Origin of the sequence: uncultured Ellagibacter sp., assembly GCF_934643285.1 — a bacterium.
In the GTDB taxonomy this organism is placed as follows: Bacteria; Actinomycetota; Coriobacteriia; order Coriobacteriales; family Eggerthellaceae; genus Ellagibacter.
This window is the reverse complement of the sequence record NZ_CAKUBT010000002.1, coordinates 16,652-33,524: the sequence shown is the minus strand read 5'-3', so window position 1 is coordinate 33,524 and position 16,873 is coordinate 16,652. Positions and strand designations below refer to the sequence as shown.

The following is a 16,873-nucleotide window of genomic DNA, read 5'->3' as shown; positions in this document are numbered from 1 at the left end:
CCACGCAGTGAGGTGCGGTGCCGTTTTTCTCGCTGGGCGCGCTGCGTTATCTTCCTGTCAGTACGCGCTCGTCGCCTGAGCGGCGGGTGATGCCCTTGCCGTCGAAGTATTCCAACAGGGGGATGGCGTACTTTCGGGTGGTGCCCATGGCATCCCTCAGCTCCGCGGCGCTCGCTGAGGCCCCGTTGGCGAGGCATGTGCGAACCGCCTGCTCAAATTGGGAGAGCGTTTCAGCAGCGAAAGCGAGCTCTTTCGTGACGCGCATCGCTTCGCCTGCTTTCTCGAGGGAAGCCATGGCGCGTCGGCCGAGAGCAGGCTCGATCTTGCAGCTCGAGAAGATCTCATCGAGAGCCGCAGGCGACTCACCAGCCTCGCGAAGTGCGGCAAGCAGGGCTTCTGCGGCTTGCTTCTCCAGCGCCTGAGCTCCAGCTCCCGCCTGGGGATGGCAAACCTCGCCGCCGTTGACAACAGCGTGCTTGGTGGCTTGCGCATCGGCTAAGAGAGCGTCGAAGCAATCGGCGGAAAGGCGGGCGGCTGCTTTCTGACGCAGCGCTTCCTTTGATATGCCGGTCGATGTCGGGTTCTCGTTATGGAAGGCGAGCAGGGCGTTTTCAATCGCTGATCGCATCTTCTGTACATAGCGCGGCGTGGTGAAATACTCAACTGCCCCTGCCTGGCTGGATGAGAGGCGGACGGCTTTGCGCGATTTCTCGAGCAACTCGAGTGCACTCTGCGCCGCCTTTCGAGTGCATCCTGCTGCATGGACGATGCCCTCGCACGTTACCGGCGCCTTCTCGAGGTTGAATGCGCATTCCGCCGCCCGATCGCCGTCTCCGTCGCGCAAGGCATCGAGGAGCGCGATCTTCTCGGGAGTCTCCGTGGTCGAGCGCTTAGGGTGCGCGCGGAGCACGACGCCGCCGCCGATGACGTGCACGGGGGAGTACGACCGCACGATGAAATGGTCTTGCCAAGATACGGGAAGCTCCTCGTCAAGGCGAATCTGCGCGTAGACGCGCTCGCCCCGCTCGATGGGCTGGCCGCCGCCGATGCGAAGGATTCGCCCTATGACCTCGCGTGTTCCGTGGGAAACGTGGACGCGCGCCCCGCTTTCGAGGGGCTTATCGGACGAGGGGAGGCCGAGGAAGGTGAAATCGGCGTCGAAGCGGTCGGTCGCGGTGACGGTATGGGGTGTGGCGAGGAAATCACCCGGGCGTACCTCGTCGGTAGAAAGAGCGTTCAGGTTGAGCGCCACACGGTGCCCAGCCTCGGCGCGCTCGACGCTTTCCCCGTGGATTTGGATGCTCCTCACGCGGGATATGCGTCCGCTTGGGAGCACTTCAAGTTCGTCGCCTGTGGAAACGGCACCGCTCCAGAGCGTTCCCGTGATGACCGTGCCTGCACCTTTGATCGTGAAGACGCGGTCGATCGGTAGGCGAGCAGTGTCGGATGCTTTTTGGCGCTTCGTCACTTTCGCTGCACGGCTGAGCGCCGCTTTCAGATCGTCGAGTCCCTCTCCCGTGCGGCTCGAGACGGGAACGATTTCGGCGCTCTCGTAGGGCCCGCCCGCAAGGCGGCCTTTCACCTCGTCGATCATGAATTCGACCCATTCGCCGTCAACGAGGTCGGTCTTTGTGAGCGCGACAACGAGCGTAGGGATGCGCAGCAGCTCCAGCACGGCCAAGTGCTCGGTCGTTTGCGGCATGACGCCGTCATCTGCTGCGATGCACAGAAGCGCCATGTCGATGCCAGTCGAGCCCGAGATCATCTGGCGGACGAACTTCTCATGGCCGGGGACGTCGACTACGCCTAAGGTGGTGCCGTCGTCGAGGGAAAGGCGCGCGAAGCCAAGCTCGATGGTGATTCCTCGTTGCTTCTCCTCCGAGAGGCGATCGGGATCGGTGCCCGTCAACGCGAGGATAAGCGAGGACTTGCCGTGGTCGATGTGCCCTGCGGTTCCCAGGACGAGGTCGTGGTTCTTCATCGGTCGATCCCTTCGAAATACTCGGTGCAGGCGCGCACGATTTCCTGCATCTCTCCCTCGTCGAGCACAGTGCGCCCATCGAAGAGTAGTGTGTCTTTCTTCAAGCGCCCCACAACGGGAACGGGGCGCTCCGAAACAAGGTGGCGATCGCATGAGAGCGCGTCACCTCGCAAGAACTTGACCTGCGCGCAATGGGTGGGGATGTCGCACATGGGAAGGGCTCCGCCGCCCGCGCGGGAAATCTCCTCGACGATGGAAACCTCGCAGGCGTCGGCGGGAAGCGCTTTCTTCAGCATGCTCGCAAGCTTCTTGGTGCGGACGCGAACCTCATCAGCGGTTTCGGTGAGCATGCGCAGGGTGGGAACCTCGCGGCGCGCATTCTCGGGGTTCAGATAGAGGCGCAACGTGGCCTCGAGCGCCGCGAGCGTCATCTTGTCGAGCCGCAGCGCGCGGGCGAGCGGATTCTTCTTCAGGCGCGCGATCAGCGGCTTCGCACCGACTATGATGCCTGCCTGGGGGCCGCCAAGCAGCTTGTCGCCTGAGAACGACACGAGATCTGCTCCAGCTTGCAACGACTCGGCGACGGTGGGCTCGGCGTAGTCGCCGAAGCAGGTCAAGCGCATGAACGCGCCTGATCCCTGGTCCTCGTAGACGAGAAGCTTGCCGCCGTTCGTTTCGCCTGTCTGCTCGCGCGCGGCGTTCTCTTCGTCGGCAAGCGCGCGCAGTTCTGAGATGGCGACCGATTCTGTGAAACCGATCAGGCGGTAGTTAGAGGGATGCACCTTCAAGACCATGGCCGTGTCAGGCGTGACCGCTCGCATGTAGTCGGAGAGGTGCGTCTTGTTTGTGGCACCGACCTCCACCATGGTGGCGTGCGATTGCGCCATGATGTCGGGGATGCGAAACGACCCGCCAATTTCGACGAGCTCGCCGCGCGAGACGATAGCCTCGTGACCTGCGGCAAATTCGGAGAGCACCATCATTACCGCTGCGGCGTTGTTGTTCACGGCGATTGCGGCCTCAGCTCCGGTGAGCGTGCAGATGAGCTGCTCGCAGTGAGCGTGCCGCGAGCCGCGCGCCATCGCGTCGGTGTCGTACTCCAGCGTTGAATATCCGCTTGCGACCTCGTTTACCGCTTGCACGGCGGCGGGCGCGAGAACGCTTCTCCCAAGGTTTGTGTGGATGATGACGCCGCTTGCGTTCACGACGCGTCGCAAAGAGGGACGGTTCAGCGCGAGAAGCCTCATGCGGGTCGCGCGCACGATGCTCGGAACGGACGTGTCGGCGTCGCTTCCTGCAAGGATAGTTTGCCGCGCTTCGTCGATGCTTGCGCGCACAGCGTCGCATACCAAGTCTCGGGGAACGCTTTCGGTGAGGGCCTCGAGCGAGGCATCGTGGAGGACTTCCTCAACCTGAGGAAGCGAGCGGAGCTTATCGTGCGGGGACTGCGAAGTCATGAATGCGCCTTTCGTGCGAGAAACGGTGACTCAAATTGTAACAGTGGGCGGCTTTTCCGTCGCCCTCGGACGCGATTGCGGCCATCGCGTCCGTCAGATGGGCACCCTGTGCGTTTCTGCGTTATACTCATCCTTGACAGAGCGATTTTTCGCCGCGCGATTCTGCCGCCGCGCGACATTCTGCATTTTCGCCTGCTTGGAAGCTTGTTTCACGTGAAACAAGCGCAATTTACCGTGCCCGTATGTACGGGCCTCAGCAAGGAAGGATTCCCCATGAAAATCCTCGACGGTTTTGGCAAGCAATGCCCTATGCCTCTCGTCATGGCGAAAAAGGAGCTCGACGCGGGCGCAACGGAGCTCGCTATCCAGGTCGATAACGAGACGGCCGTGAAAAACCTCACGCGTCTCGGAAAGAAGAAGAGCATGGCCACGTCGGTTGACGAGATCGAGGGCGGCTGGCTCATTACCTTCGGCGAGGGCGACGGCACCGAGGCTCCTGCCGTCATTTCCGAGGCGGGAAGCGCGTGCTCGACCACGGGCGGTTGCGGATATTCCGTGTTCGTCGGCAAGGATTTCGTGGGCGACGGCGATCTCGAGCTCGGTCGCAACCTTATGAAGATGGCTCTCTACACGCTTTCCGAGGCGGGCGATCCGCCGACGTCGCTTCTGTTCATGAACGCTGGCGTGAAGCTGGTAGCACCGGGAGAGGAGCAGGTCATCGAGGCGGTGAAAAAGCTCGAAGAGCAGGGCACCGAAGTACTCGTGTGCGGCACGTGCCTGAACTTTTTCGGCATTGCCGATGAGCTTTCCGTCGGCGAGGTTTCCAACATGTACGACATCCTCGAGCGTATGCGTGAGTCCGCGAAGACCATCACGCTGTAATGGGGGGAAACTCAGATGGCGGACGCGCAACCATTCGTGCTCGCCTTCGACTCGACGCATGCCGCGATGGCGGCGCAAGCAGCCTTCAAGGCGGCGGGCGCCTCTTTTGCGCTCATCCCGACTCCGCGCGAGATCAGCGCGGGGTGCGGCATGTCGCTTAAGTTCAAGGCGGAAGGTGCGGCAGAGGCGCAAGCCTTCGTCGCCGATACCGTAACGGGCGATGCCGCGAAATGCGCAACGCTCTACGAGGCGACAGGGTACACGAAGCTCTCGTAGTCGAACAACAAGAAGGGGCCGAAATCGTTCGGCCCCTTCTTTGCATGCTGAGGCAAGAAACCTCGGCAATTTTCGGTTCTTTCCCCTATGCCTTCTGGGCAATCTCCTCGTTCATGCGGACGACGTCTGCGTCCTTGATCTTGAACAGGAAGACGAGGGGCACGAGGGAGATGAGCAGCAGCGCGAAGGGCAGCAGGAAGTAGACCTGGTTGATGCCCGCGACGGCGGCTGCGTCGAAGACGGTGGAGCTGGAGACGTAGCCGACGGCCGCGAGGGCGGCGGGCAGGATCATGGCGCGCAGGGTGACGCCGAGCTTGACGGCGACGGTCATGATGGACATGGTCGTGCCGGTGGTGTTCTCACCGGACTTCCAGTGGCTCCAGGTCGCGCACATGGAGTAGAGGTTGGCGGACAGGCCGTAGGCGAGGCCGAAGAGCACCTGGGAGACGAAGAGCAGCGCGTTGAGGGCGACGAAGCCGGGCTGGACGAAGAAGCAGATGCCGCAGATGACGGCCCAGCCGCCGACGCCGATCAGCGTGGTGTTCTTGGTGCCGATCTTCTTGGCGACGCGGGCGGCGATGAAGGAGCCGACGAAGCAGCCGATGAAGAAGACCATGAGGACGGTGCCGGCGGCCGCGGCGTCGCCCAGGACGACCTTGGCGTAGTAGGCGGTGCCGGCCGCGACGGTGTAGAAGGCGATCATGCGCAGGATGTCGTGGAGCACGACGCCGATCAGGTTGGGGTTGGTGACGATGTTCTTGCCCATGGCCTTGAAGGAGATCTTCTTGCCCTCGGACTTCGTCTCGGTGTCGTAGCCGGAGGTGACGCCGAAGCTGATGTACATGGCGATCATGTAGATGACGGACACGATCGCGGCGCAGATGCTGTAGGCGTACACGCCGCTGACGAGCGCCGTCAGGCTGGTGGTGATCAGCGGGACCAGCTTGGCGGAGATGACGCGGCCCAGGGATGCGCCGGCGCCGAGGCGGCCGGACAGGAAGGCGCGCTCGGAGGGGTCGTCAGTCAGGACATTGGTCATGGAGCGGACGCCCGCGTAGGTGATGTTCCAGCAGAAGTGGCTCCCGACGTAGCCGATCGAGATGATAATGGCGGCTGTGACGTCACCGCCGATCTTGGTGAAGCACAGGATGAAGAAGACCATGGCGATGGTCGGGGCGATGAGCAGCCAGGGGCGGTACTTGCCCTTCTTGAAGTGGAACTTGTCGATGAAGACGCCCGCGAGCAGCGCGGAGATGGTGTCGACGGCGGACGCGCCGGTGGCGATGATGCCCGAGATGGCCAGCGGCAGCTGGGCGACGTCGGTCAAAAAGAACAGGAAGAACGTCGTCTCGAGCGTTGCGGCTATTGAGAAGCCTATCTCGGACACCCCCCAGACGGAACGAATGGCAGTGTTGATTCTTGGCATGGTTCTCCTCCTTAGATTGGGCGCTATCCCCTTATGCGCCCGGTTTCCCGTGATGTATGTCAACCGCCTTTGCAGACGGGGTAAGCTTTTCGGAGGGGCAGGTTTTGGGATAAAGAACACCCGCCCCAGCGATGCTGCCCCTTCGTTGAAATTCGAGGGAAGAAGGGGCTTTTTGAGAGCGGAGGGGATGGTCTCTCGCTCGGGTTTAGCTTATAGACCTCGCGTACATGTGTCAGTGGGCATGGGGCATACGAAAGAAATGGAACTTGTTGTGCTTCTTGCAAGGCGTGCACGATGAGGGCGAAATCTTATTGTGCATTTTGCATAATAAGATTATCGAAAAGCCTGGCTTTCGACTAAAGCAATCGGACGGGAGATAGGCCATTATGGGATACGGCACAATGGCTTTATCTGAGGGGAGTAGGTCATGGGTGTTTCGCTGAACATCATGAAGCGCGAACTTGAGGCTATGGGGAACGTCTCAATCTCGTCTGACGGGAGTCTTGATTTCGAAAATGCCCGTCTTTATCTGGGGGAATCGTCGATTGCGGGGGACGATATCCTCTACGTTTGCTCGACGAGCGAAGACTGCGAAAGCGTCCGAGGCTACGGCCGCCACGCAGCTTTCGTGGACCATCACGCGACCAAGCCCGACCAGACCGCCGTGCTTTCCGTCACGGGGGGAGAGGGAACGCTCCAGGTATTCAACGCGTTGCTCGAAATCTTCTATCGATTCGGGATGTGGGAGCGCGATATGGACGCGGTGCTCGGCCGCGGCGGCGGGCTTCAAGAGCTTATGGACGTGAGCGAGAAGATGCTGCGCAACAACGTCGTCGTAGTGGATCCGGCTCTCAAGCTTTTGGCCTACACCAAAGGAACTCCCTGTGACGATCCGATTACGATGGAGCTGATCGAGCACGGCTACCATACCGAGGAGAACATCCGGAAGTTCCAGCTGCACAAGCGCTTCAAGCCATGGGCGAAAGAGGACGGCTTCATCGTCAACGATACGCTCTCCATCTGCAAATACGTCACAATCGTAAAGTCGTTTAAAACCAAGACGACCTTCAGTCTCATCGTCGTTATGATGTGCAACGAGCTTCCCCCCTGCGACTATCTCTACGATACGTTCGACCTTTTCCTCTCGAGGGTCAAACGCATTGCCGAGCACGAATACCCGGAAGACAAACCCTCGGGTAACGCGGTCGACACGTTCCTTCATGATCTGCTTTTGGGCCGCGAGAGCAACGAGGCTATCATTCGCGAGCGATGTAAGCTCGTGGGTATTCCACCAGAAGCGCGGTTTTGCCTGTTCACGATTCCCGTCACCGAGGATATGTCTCCCTCGCGGCTTCTTTCCGACCTGGTCACGATGGTGGCACCGGCGAAAGTTGTCCTATTTGACGGCTGCGTTACGGTGCTGTGCTTCAACTGCCTCTCTCCGCAGTGCGCGCTGCATTGCGAGGTCGGTTCGTGCCCAAGGGGGCATAAATCCATCTCATCGCGCATCAACGAGCTCATGGAGAAAATGGACCTTATCTGCGGACGCAGCTCCAAGTTCACAAACCTCGCTAAGGCTTCCATTGCCTATCGACAGGCGCGCGAGGCTGCACGGCTTGGGGCGAAGGCCAAGCCGGGCGCTCATAAGCTGCCGATTTCGTTCAACTGGAGCCGTATCTTCTCGTTCGATCGAGCCCAAATCGCCTTTATCGCCGACAAAATGGGAGATGACCTGCCGCTTTTGAATTCAACCTACGCGAGCGTCGTCGTTCGTTCTATCGCGAAAGACGACGCCGAGCGGGGCACTGGCAACTATCAGTTCCTCTACGAGTACCTCATGTGCGAGCGACGGGCGAACATCGTTGCCGAGAAACTCCACATGCATCGCAACAATGTGAAGTATCGCATCGACCGCATCGAGAGCATGTATGGCATCGACACGTCCGATCCCTCCCTTCGCTTCTCGTTGCTCTTCGCATACCGTTTCGACGACATCGAGTTTATGCAAAATGCACAATAGAATTCATCGAAGACGGTGATTCCAGCCCCATGATTTACGCTGCGGCGCGCCGTACTCTTCTCGATGTCAGCACGGCACGGGAGAGAGTGCCGCAGAACAGGGGAAAGGATAGTCATCATGGCCATCAAAAAACATGAGGAAATTCGTCTCAACGTGAAGCCGATTTTCTTGACGCTGTACCACGAGTACGTGTTCGAGGGACCGTGCCGCTTCGGCGAGGGCATCCAGCTTGAGAAGGAATTCGACCTCCATATGGCCGCCGAGAAGTTCAAGGGTTGGTATGCCCAGCTCCAGGCCGCTATGCCGGAGAACGTCGTCAACCTGCTCGAGCCCGTCAAGGTCGAGCGCGACGAGAACTTCCTCACCAAAGACGAGATGATCGACAAGCTCGCCGAGGGAAGCGAGGACGTCGACCTGTACTTCATCGGTTATGCAAGCCGTCCGTACGACCTGGCTCTCGAGTTCGCGCAGCGCGTCGGCAAGCCGTGCGCTATCACCCAGGCATGCTGCGCCTCCGCCATCACGTCCGCCGAGTTCCTCTCACGCGGCCTTGAGTTCTACTCCTTCGAGGATTGGGAGGACGCCACCGAGTACATGACCGTCCTGCGCGCCCGCAAGGTCATGAAGGACTCGAAGATCCTCGCGGCGACCCGCATGACGAGCACCGTTTCTCCGAGCGCTCCCGATTCCATCATCGATCCCGAGAAGATCACCGCGAAGCTCGGCACGCGCATCCGCTACGTCTCCGCCCACGAGCTGCTCGACCAGATTTCCTACGACGACCCGATGTCGAACCACTGCACGCCGGGCCGCAAGGGCCTGAACCTCACCGCCGAGGACGAGAAGATCATCGACAAGGAAACCGATGAGCTTATCAACGGTGCTGTCGAGTGCGACATGACGCGCGACATGGTCAAGAAGTCCGTCGAGGCCAACTACGGCATCAAGAAGTTCCTCGATTCCTACGAGTGCAACTGCTTCACCGCACCCTGCCCCGACCTGTGCGCAACCCGCCGTTTGAACGAGAAGAAGTTCACGATGTGCCTGAACCACTCGCTCAACAACGAGCAGGGCATCCCCTCCGCGTGCGAGTACGACCTGGGCGCCGTGGTTTCCAAGCTGATGCTGCAGGCCATCGGCCGCCGTCCGTCCTACATGGGCAACTGCTTCACGAGCCCGGTGCGCCACGGCGTGCGAGCTCAGCTCCCCAAGGCGCTGTTCTTCACGCCCGAGCATGTCGACCAGAAGATGGAAGAGCTCGGCGACGTCCCCAACGTCGTTCTGACCTTCCACTCCGTGCCGAACCGTCGTTGGGAATCCTTCGACGAGCCCTATCGCCCCTACGCTATCCGCCCGTTCGCCCGCTCCGGCTTCGGCGCGACCCTGCGCTACAAGTTCGAAGAGGACGCCGGCCAGACGATCACGATGTGCCGTGTCGACCCGACCGTCGAGAAGCTCTTCGTCGCCAAGGGCAAGGTCCTCACTTCCATGGGCTACGATCAGACCAACTGCTCCATGGGCGTGTTCTTCCAGGTGAAGGACTCCAAGGACTTCTTCAAGAAGCAGGCTGCCATCGGCAACCACATGCCGCTCATCTACGGTGACTTCGAAGAGCAGATCATCGAGCTCGGCGAGCTGCTCGGTCTGGAAATCGTCCAGGCATAAGTCAAGCCAACGAGAAGGCGTATCACGCGCCGAACGCCAAGCCCGCGGCGCCGCAATCGACGTCGCGGGCTTGTTCTTTCCCGAGTTCGGGGCTCGGGTCGGCGAGAAAGGGGATGGGGAACGTGAAGGCTCCTGACGAGATTCAGCAGGAATTTATCGACGGCTTCGTCGCCGCTGGTGACACGTTCGAGCAGTTCGACTACCTTTTGCGGCTATCGGCGCAGCTCGAGGAACTTCCCGAGGAGCGCAAAGTGAAAGAAGCGCTTGTGGAGGGGTGCCAGTCTCAGGTGTGGCTCTACCCCTCATGGGTGGGCGTGGCGCCGGGCGAGGGCTTCGCGCTTGAAGGCGACAGCGACACGCTCATGGTGCGTGGTGTGATCTATCTGTTCCAGCAAATGTTCTCGGGACAAGATGCGCAGGCGATTATCGAGTGCCCCGTGCGTTTCGTGGAAGAGACGGAGCTTGCCTATATCTTCGACGCGAAGCGGCAGGCGGGCGTTTCCGCAATCGCCACCACGGTCAAAGAATTCGCGCGCAAGGCGCTTTCCGATAAGGAGGAACCTCATCATGGCTAGCACGATGACGCTGAAAGACCGCCTCGATATCGCGGCAAAGGACGCGCAGGTCGCGCAGGATAAGATCACATCGGGCTTGCTCGATCGCGAGGGATTCCGCCAGGAGGTGCGCAACTACACGCTCGCGAAGTTCTTCCTGACCGAAGACGAGGTGCAGGCTTTGGGCACGGAGGACATCTTGAAGCTCGCCGACGAGAGCGTCGAGAAGCTTTTGCGCCAAAACGACAAGAGCGTGAAGCTCGCGGAAGGCTCGACCACGTGCACCAACCAGAGCTCGACCGACATCAAGAAGGTGCTTCTGTCCCTTACATTGCAGCGTGCGCTGAACGTGCGTTTCACTCCCGAGGAGTCGGCCAACCTCGAGACCATCACGCAGCTCGCCGATGCGCTCTTCGATGCGAAGGACGACCCGAGCCTGCGCCGCGAGTAGGTGTAGCATAGGGGGCGATGCGCGCGGACGACGTTTCAAGCGCGACGGCGCGGCGCGCGAGGTGAAGGCAGCAAGGGGGCGGCAATGTTCGATGTAGCGAAGGTTCGCGAGGATTTTCCTATTCTTCAGACGCAGGTACACGGGTGCCCGCTCGTGTACCTGGACAATTCTGCGACAACGCAAGTGTCTGACCAGGTGCTTCGCGCGATTGAGAACCACTATCACACGAGCAACGCCAACGTTCATCGCGGCATGCACTATCTTGCGCACGCCTCGACCGACGCGCTTGAGCGCGCGCGGGAAACGGTCGCTCGCTTCGTCGGCGCGGCCGATTCGTCGTGCGTGGTGTTCACACGCGGCACAACCGACGGCTTGAACATGGTTGCCCGCGGCCTGGCTCACGTGCTCGGGCCCGATGATGCCGTCGCGGTGAGCCTCATGGAACACCACTCCAACTATGTTCCCTGGCAGCAGGCGTGTTTTGCCGCGGGCGCCGATTTCCGCGTCGCCGGGCTCACCGCCGAGGGCGACCTCGATGAGACACGTTATGCGGAGCTGCTCGCCGACGGCAAGGTGAAGATTGTCGCGATGACGGGGTGCTCGAACGTGCTCGGCACCGTGACCCCCGTGAAGAGGCTTGCCAAGATGGCCCATGATGCGGGCGCCTTGTTCGTGCTCGACGGCGCGCAGATCATGCGCCATGGCGCGGTCGATATCGTGGATTTGGGCGTCGACTACCTGGCTTTTTCCGGCCACAAGATGATGGCCGGCACGGGCATCGGTGCGCTTTGCGGCACGCGCGAGGCGCTCGAGATGCTCGCTCCCCGCGATTTCGGCGGCGAGATGGTGGGGAAGGTGACGCAAGCGCAGACCACCTGGGAAGAGCTTCCCCTGCGCCTAGAGGCGGGCACACCGAACTACGTCGGTGCGATCGCGCTCGGTACGGCATGCGACTACCTGTGCGCTTTGGGTCGCGAGGAGATTGCAGCGTATGAGTCCGACCTGGTCAACCATGCAGTTAGCGCTCTCGGGGAAATCGAGGGACTTCATATCGCGGGCTCGCCGAAGGAGCGCGCGGGTCTCGTCTCGTTCACGATCGACGGGGTGCACCCGCTCGATCTGTGCACGCTTATCGACGCGCGCGGTGTCGCCCTGCGCAGCGGCCACAACTGCGCACAGCCCGTGCTCGATTGGCTGGGAACGAGCAGCGTGGCGCGACTGTCGCCGGCATTCTACAACACGACGGCCGAAATCGACTTTGCCGCGAGCCAGATAGACCGTGCCGCGCAGATGCTCCGAGCCGCACGGTCTCGCAAGTAAAACTACAGCGCTCCGTCGCCGAACGAGATCGTGCCCGCCTCGCCATCGACGATGCGGCCGATCTTCCACGCCGCGCGCCCTGCGCGCCGCTCGAATTCCCGCTCGAACACCTCTGCCCGGTCAGGAGGGATGGCTGCCAAAATGCCGCCCGAGGTTTGCGGGTCGCAGATCACTCCCATGCGGTTGTCGAACTCGTCGTCGTCGAGCGTGCCCTGCCGCACGTATTCTTCCGCGAGGTCCATGATGGAAAACGCTCGATTGGGACGGCAGTACGCGCACGAGAGCTCCCATACGCGATCGAAGGTGGGAATGGCGCCGAAGTCCAGCTCGGCCGCCACGTTTGACGCTTCGAGCATCTCGTGAAGGTGTCCCGCCAGTCCGAATCCCGTCACGTCGGTCGCCGCGTGGACGCCCGCCGCAACCATGGCCTCGCCGCCTGCGATGTTGAGTTCCATCATCGACTCGACGGCGGGGCGGAACTCCTCTTGGCTGATGAGCTCGTTTTTCACGGCGGCGCTCATGATGCCCGTGCCGATGCGCTTGGTGAGATAGAGGACGTCTCCCGCAATCGCGCCGCCGTTGCGCACGATCTTGCTCGGATCGACGGTGCCGAACACGCACAGGCCGTATTTCGGTTCCTCATCATCGATCGTGTGGCCGCCCGCCACGAACGCCCCCGCCGCATGCGCGGCGTCGGCGCCGCCGCGCAAAATCTCCCCCGCGACCTCGGCGCCGAGCTCGCTGTCGAGCGCGAGCAGGTTTAAGGCCACGTGGGGGCGGGCCCCCATCGCGAACACGTCGGAGAGCGCGTTCGCCGCCGCAACGCGCCCGAACTCGTACGGGTCGTCCACGACGGGCGTGAAGAAATCGACCGTGAGCACGGCTGCCGTCGTTTTATTGATTTCCCACACCGCCGCGTCGTCGCTCGTCTCGAACCCGAGGAGAAGTTTGTCCTTGTCGGGCAAATCGATTGCCGGCGAGAGGCAGTGCAGCGCATCTTCGAGGTCACCCGGACCCCACTTCGCCGCTCAACCGCCCTTGCTGGTGAGCTTCGTTAGCGCAACTTTTTCCTTCTCACTCATGGGCAATCTCCTTTCGAGTCGAATTCAGTATACCAGCGCCGTGCGGGACGACGGCGTCCTTGCCTTCCCTCCGATGCCGCTCCGCTCCTTTCCACCCGACGTCGCCGGGGGAGGCGTCGTCTATTCGAAAGCCCTGCCATTTCGCAATTGGGAAGGCATCGTCGCGGGGAATTTGCGCGCATCATTCCTCAAGGTTGATGAAAGAGGGAAAATCAACCCATTTCCGTGCCAGATTCAACCTGTCCATAAAGCGGGCTATTCTCGAATAGGATAGTGCAGGTCAATTCAACAATATCTTACAAAACCTTCACATTGCAAAAAATACTTTCTGAGCTTCCTTTGAAAATGTTGGAGAGAAAGATGCGTTATCCCAGGTCAAGTATCAGTTTACAAAGGAAAGGCCGTTCCCCCGCCAAATAGTCCTTTTGCGGTCTCATTTGTTGAATTTGTGTCGACAAGTCTCGTACCATGAGCAATTGACGAAAGGGCAGCGTATGCCCTGACGCGGTATAGACGAGGGAAGACGAGAATTTGGAAGGAGAGACGAGATTATGAACCTGACACGCAGGGGCTTCATGAAAGCCACCGGCGCAGCGTTCGCGACGAGCATGGCGTTCCAGTTGACGCAGCAGTCGCCTGCTTTGGCTGTTGAGTCGAACAGCGACTGGAAGCTCGTGAACACTGAAGAGTACACCAACATCTGCTGCTATTGCGCAGGCGGATGCGGTTCGCTTCTTTCGGTGCGCGACGGCGAGCTGATCAATCTCGAAGGTGACCCCGACCATCCCATCAACCAAGGTGGCTTGTGCCCGAAGGGCGCGGCCATGTTCCAGCTCCGCAACATTGTGGATCCGGAAACGCGCGAGGTCATCAAGAACCCCGATCGCGTTACTAAGCCTATGGTGCGCCGCCCCGGTGCTTCCGAGTGGGAAGACATCACCTGGGAGGACGCCGTCAAGGAAATCGCGCGCAAGGTTAAAGACACGCGCGACGCCACGTTTGAGGAAACCGACAAGAACGGCCTCACCGTGAACCGCACCCCGGCAATTGCCAGCCTGGGCGGTAGCCAAGAAAACTCCGAGGAGGAATACCTGATCCTCAAGATGATGCGATCGCTCGGCGTGATCGCCATCGACAATCAGGCGCGTGTTTGACACAGCCCCACCGTTGCCGGTCTGGCAGCATCATTTGGTCGCGGCTCTATGACGAGCCACTGGTGCGACTTCCAAAACACCGACGTCATCCTCCACTGCGGTTCCAACTCCGTTGAGAACCACCCGGTCAGCTCGCTGTGGCTTGGCAAGGCCCACGACCGCGGAGCGAAGTGGATCGTCGTCGATCCCCGCTATACCCGTACTGCTGAGCAGGCGGATATCTACTGCCCCATCCGCTCGGGCACGGACATCGCCTTCTACGGCGGCATGTATCACTGGATCATCGAGAACCTGATCGATTCGAATCTCGAGAAGTACCTCGCCACTGGTGAGATGGGCGACTACAACTACGAGTACCTGCTCAACTACACCAACGCGTCTTACCTGCTCGACCCCGAGTTCGACTTCGACCCCGAAACCGGCCTTTACTCCGGTTGGGACGAGAAGACCAAGACCTACTCCAACCATTCTTGGCATTATCAGACCGAGAAGGAAGAGAACTGGGACACCTCCGCCTCGGGCGACTACGCCTGGGTTAAGAAGGACGGCGTTCCCGAGTTCACCACGCCGACGCTCACCCTCCCCAAGCGCGACATGACGCTTCAGGACCCGATGTGCGTCTACCAGCAGGTGAAGAAGCACTACGAGCGCTACACCCTCGACGCCGTGTGCGACATCTGCGGCATGGACAAGGAAACGCTCGAGCTGGTGTACTCCACCTACGGTTCCACCGCAAAGCCCGGCCGTGCCGGCATGGTGCTCTACGCACTGGGCCAGACGCAGCACTCCTATGGCGCCCAGAACACGCGCGCCATGTGCGTTATGCAGCTGCTCCTCGGCAACATCGGCATCCCCGGCGGCGGTGTGAACGCTCTGCGCGGCGAGCCCAACGTTCAGGGTGCAACCGACATGGGCATGATGGTGAACGAGCATCCCGCTTACCTGAAGTGGGCAAACACCACCGATCGTTCCAGCTTGCGCAAGTGGCTGGAATCCCAGACGTATTCCGCCGGCTACTACACCAACAAGCCGAAGTTCATCGTGTCCTCCCTCAAGGAGTGGTTCGGCGATGCTGCAACCGTCGAGAACGACTACGGCTATGACTGGTGGCCGAAGGTTCCCTCCGAGAAGGGCGACCAGGACTACACGCATATCTCCACGTTCGAGCTCATGAAGCAGGGCGTCATCAAGGGCTACTTCAACTGGGGCATGAACCCCTGCCACTCGGCCCCGAACGCCGGCAACGTGCGCCGCTCGATGGCGAACCTCGATTGGCTCGTCGTGGCCGACCAGGTCGAAACCGAGTCGGCGGCCTTCTGGAAGGCTCCGGACATGAACCCGTCCGAGATCCAGACGACGGTGTACTTCCTTCCCTGCGCGCTCATCTACGAGAAGCCGGGCACCATCCTGAACTCCGGTCGTTGGCTGCAGTGGCGCTACCAGGCAGTCGAGCCGTGGGACCAGGCCAAGCCTGACCTCGAGATGTGCGACCTCCTGTGGACGGAAATCTGCCGTCTGTACAAGGAGGAAGGCGGTGCGAACCCCGACCCGATCCTCAACACGAAGTGGGATTACTACGTCAACGGCAAGATCGACTTCCGTCCGGTTTCCTGGGCGCTCAACGGCTACCGTACGGCCAATTCCGACTTCAAGGCGGGCAAGGTCGACCTGCTCAAGGGCTACTCCGAGCTCGGCGCCGACGGCTCCACCTCCTGCGCGATGTGGATCTACTCGGGCTTCTACAACAACAACGACGCGCCGCTCGATCCGGCCCAGCAGCCGATCGGTCGCCGCGACAACAACGACAAGTCGGGTCTTGGCCTGAACTCCAACTGGGCGTTCAGCTGGCCTTCCAACCGTCGTATCCTGTACAACCGCAACTCCTGCGACACCAAGGGCAAGCCGTGGAACCCCGACAAGAAGCTCATGGAGTGGGACGGCAGCAAGTGGGATCTGGTCGACCAGGGCGACTTCGTGTCCGCCAAGAACGGTCAGCAGGTTCCGCCGAACAACAACACGTTCTTCATGCTGTGGGAACAGAACGCGCGCCTGGAATCCTACGGTATGGAAGACGGCCCGATGCCCGAGCACTACGAGCCGTTCGAGAGCCCGTTCGACAACGCGCTCAACGGTTCGCAGAACAACCCGATGATCAAGTTCACGGAATACGAGTCCACCGCCCATGGCGGAACCGACGAGTACCCGATCATTGCGACCACGTACTCCGTCACCGAGCATTGGCAGACAGGCGGCCAGAGCCGCTCCTGCCCGGCGCTCGTGGAGGCTATGCCGTCGCAGTTCTGCGAGATGTCCGAAGAGTTCGCCGCTGAGAAGGGCATCAAGCCCGGCGACAAGGTTCGCGTGTGGAACAAGCGCGGCTCCGTCGTGGTCGATGCCTACGTCACCAAGCGCCTGAAGCCGTTCACGATTCACGGCAAGACGCAGCATCAGGTGGGCCTCACGCACCACTTCGGCTGGACGCACCTGTACGGCACGGGCGACACCGTAAACGACCTGACCCCGAACGTCGGCGACCCGAACACCATGGTGCCCGAGTACAAGGCGTTCCTCGTCAACATCGAGAAAGCATAAGGAGGGGGTAAGA

Annotated in this window: 12 protein-coding genes; 8 read left to right on the top strand and 4 right to left on the bottom strand. The window is 60.9% G+C overall.

What is annotated here, in order from left to right:
- Positions 1-46: 46 nt before the first annotated feature.
- Both selB and selA read right to left on the bottom strand, forming a co-directional pair.
- Positions 47-1,981 carry a selenocysteine-specific translation elongation factor gene (selB, locus tag Q0I65_RS01640; RefSeq protein ID WP_296059073.1) on the bottom strand — a complete coding sequence of 645 codons (1,935 nt, stop codon included), beginning with the start codon at positions 1,979-1,981 and terminating at the stop codon, positions 47-49.
- Entirely contained in the window at positions 1,978-3,438 is a 1,461-nt protein-coding gene (gene selA, locus Q0I65_RS01635; protein WP_296059071.1) for an L-seryl-tRNA(Sec) selenium transferase, read from the bottom strand. Before selA ends, selB begins: the two co-directional genes overlap by 4 nt.
- Positions 3,439-3,711: 273 nt before the next feature.
- Between selA and yedF the strand changes: the two genes are divergently transcribed.
- Complete coding sequence (yedF, locus tag Q0I65_RS01630; RefSeq protein WP_296059070.1) at positions 3,712-4,320, top strand: sulfurtransferase-like selenium metabolism protein YedF; 609 nt, start codon at positions 3,712-3,714, stop codon at positions 4,318-4,320.
- Positions 4,321-4,335: 15 nt separating this feature from the next.
- Complete coding sequence (locus Q0I65_RS01625) at positions 4,336-4,596, top strand: DUF3343 domain-containing protein (protein ID WP_296059068.1); 261 nt, start codon at positions 4,336-4,338, stop codon at positions 4,594-4,596.
- 85 nt (positions 4,597-4,681) lie between these two features.
- Here Q0I65_RS01625 and Q0I65_RS01620 read toward each other — a convergent pair whose 3' ends face one another.
- Positions 4,682-6,022, bottom strand: a complete 1,341-nt coding sequence (locus tag Q0I65_RS01620; protein ID WP_296059066.1) for an MFS transporter — start codon at positions 6,020-6,022, stop codon at positions 4,682-4,684.
- 427 nt (positions 6,023-6,449) lie between these two features.
- Here Q0I65_RS01620 and Q0I65_RS01615 point away from each other — a divergent pair, with 427 nt between their 5' ends.
- The 5 genes from Q0I65_RS01615 to Q0I65_RS01595 all read left to right on the top strand — a co-directional run bounded on the left by Q0I65_RS01615 (position 6,450) and on the right by Q0I65_RS01595 (position 12,032).
- Complete coding sequence (locus tag Q0I65_RS01615; protein WP_296059064.1) at positions 6,450-8,042, top strand: helix-turn-helix domain-containing protein; 1,593 nt, start codon at positions 6,450-6,452, stop codon at positions 8,040-8,042.
- Between the two features lie 117 nt (positions 8,043-8,159).
- Positions 8,160-9,707, top strand: coding sequence for a hypothetical protein (locus Q0I65_RS01610; protein ID WP_296059061.1), 1,548 nt, complete (start codon positions 8,160-8,162; stop codon positions 9,705-9,707).
- Positions 9,708-9,820: 113 nt separating this feature from the next.
- Entirely contained in the window at positions 9,821-10,282 is a 462-nt protein-coding gene (locus Q0I65_RS01605; protein WP_296059059.1) for a SufE family protein, read from the top strand.
- Positions 10,275-10,712, top strand: coding sequence for a hypothetical protein (locus Q0I65_RS01600; RefSeq protein WP_296059057.1), 438 nt, complete (start codon positions 10,275-10,277; stop codon positions 10,710-10,712). Before Q0I65_RS01605 ends, Q0I65_RS01600 begins: the two co-directional genes overlap by 8 nt.
- A gap of 84 nt (positions 10,713-10,796) precedes the next feature.
- Positions 10,797-12,032, top strand: coding sequence for a cysteine desulfurase (locus tag Q0I65_RS01595; protein WP_296059056.1), 1,236 nt, complete (start codon positions 10,797-10,799; stop codon positions 12,030-12,032).
- Between the two features lie 2 nt (positions 12,033-12,034).
- Here the strand turns inward: Q0I65_RS01595 and selD are convergent, their stop codons facing one another.
- A complete protein-coding gene (gene selD, locus Q0I65_RS01590; RefSeq protein WP_296059054.1) occupies positions 12,035-13,114 on the bottom strand; it encodes a selenide, water dikinase SelD in 1,080 nt (359 codons plus the stop codon).
- A gap of 551 nt (positions 13,115-13,665) precedes the next feature.
- Here selD and Q0I65_RS01580 point away from each other — a divergent pair.
- Complete coding sequence (locus tag Q0I65_RS01580; protein ID WP_366513197.1) at positions 13,666-16,860, top strand: molybdopterin-dependent oxidoreductase; 3,195 nt, start codon at positions 13,666-13,668, stop codon at positions 16,858-16,860.
- Positions 16,861-16,873 lie beyond the last annotated feature (13 nt).

Coding starts and splice junctions, on each gene's coding strand:
- selB (WP_296059073.1), bottom strand. CDS start 1,981: ATGAAGAACCACGACCTCGTCCTGGGAACCGCAGGGCACATCGACCAC.
- selA (WP_296059071.1), bottom strand. CDS start 3,438: ATGACTTCGCAGTCCCCGCACGATAAGCTCCGCTCGCTTCCTCAGGTT.
- yedF (WP_296059070.1), top strand. CDS start 3,712: ATGAAAATCCTCGACGGTTTTGGCAAGCAATGCCCTATGCCTCTCGTC.
- Q0I65_RS01625 (WP_296059068.1), top strand. CDS start 4,336: ATGGCGGACGCGCAACCATTCGTGCTCGCCTTCGACTCGACGCATGCC.
- Q0I65_RS01620 (WP_296059066.1), bottom strand. CDS start 6,022: ATGCCAAGAATCAACACTGCCATTCGTTCCGTCTGGGGGGTGTCCGAG.
- Q0I65_RS01615 (WP_296059064.1), top strand. CDS start 6,450: ATGGGTGTTTCGCTGAACATCATGAAGCGCGAACTTGAGGCTATGGGG.
- Q0I65_RS01610 (WP_296059061.1), top strand. CDS start 8,160: ATGGCCATCAAAAAACATGAGGAAATTCGTCTCAACGTGAAGCCGATT.
- Q0I65_RS01605 (WP_296059059.1), top strand. CDS start 9,821: ATGGGGAACGTGAAGGCTCCTGACGAGATTCAGCAGGAATTTATCGAC.
- Q0I65_RS01600 (WP_296059057.1), top strand. CDS start 10,275: ATGGCTAGCACGATGACGCTGAAAGACCGCCTCGATATCGCGGCAAAG.
- Q0I65_RS01595 (WP_296059056.1), top strand. CDS start 10,797: ATGTTCGATGTAGCGAAGGTTCGCGAGGATTTTCCTATTCTTCAGACG.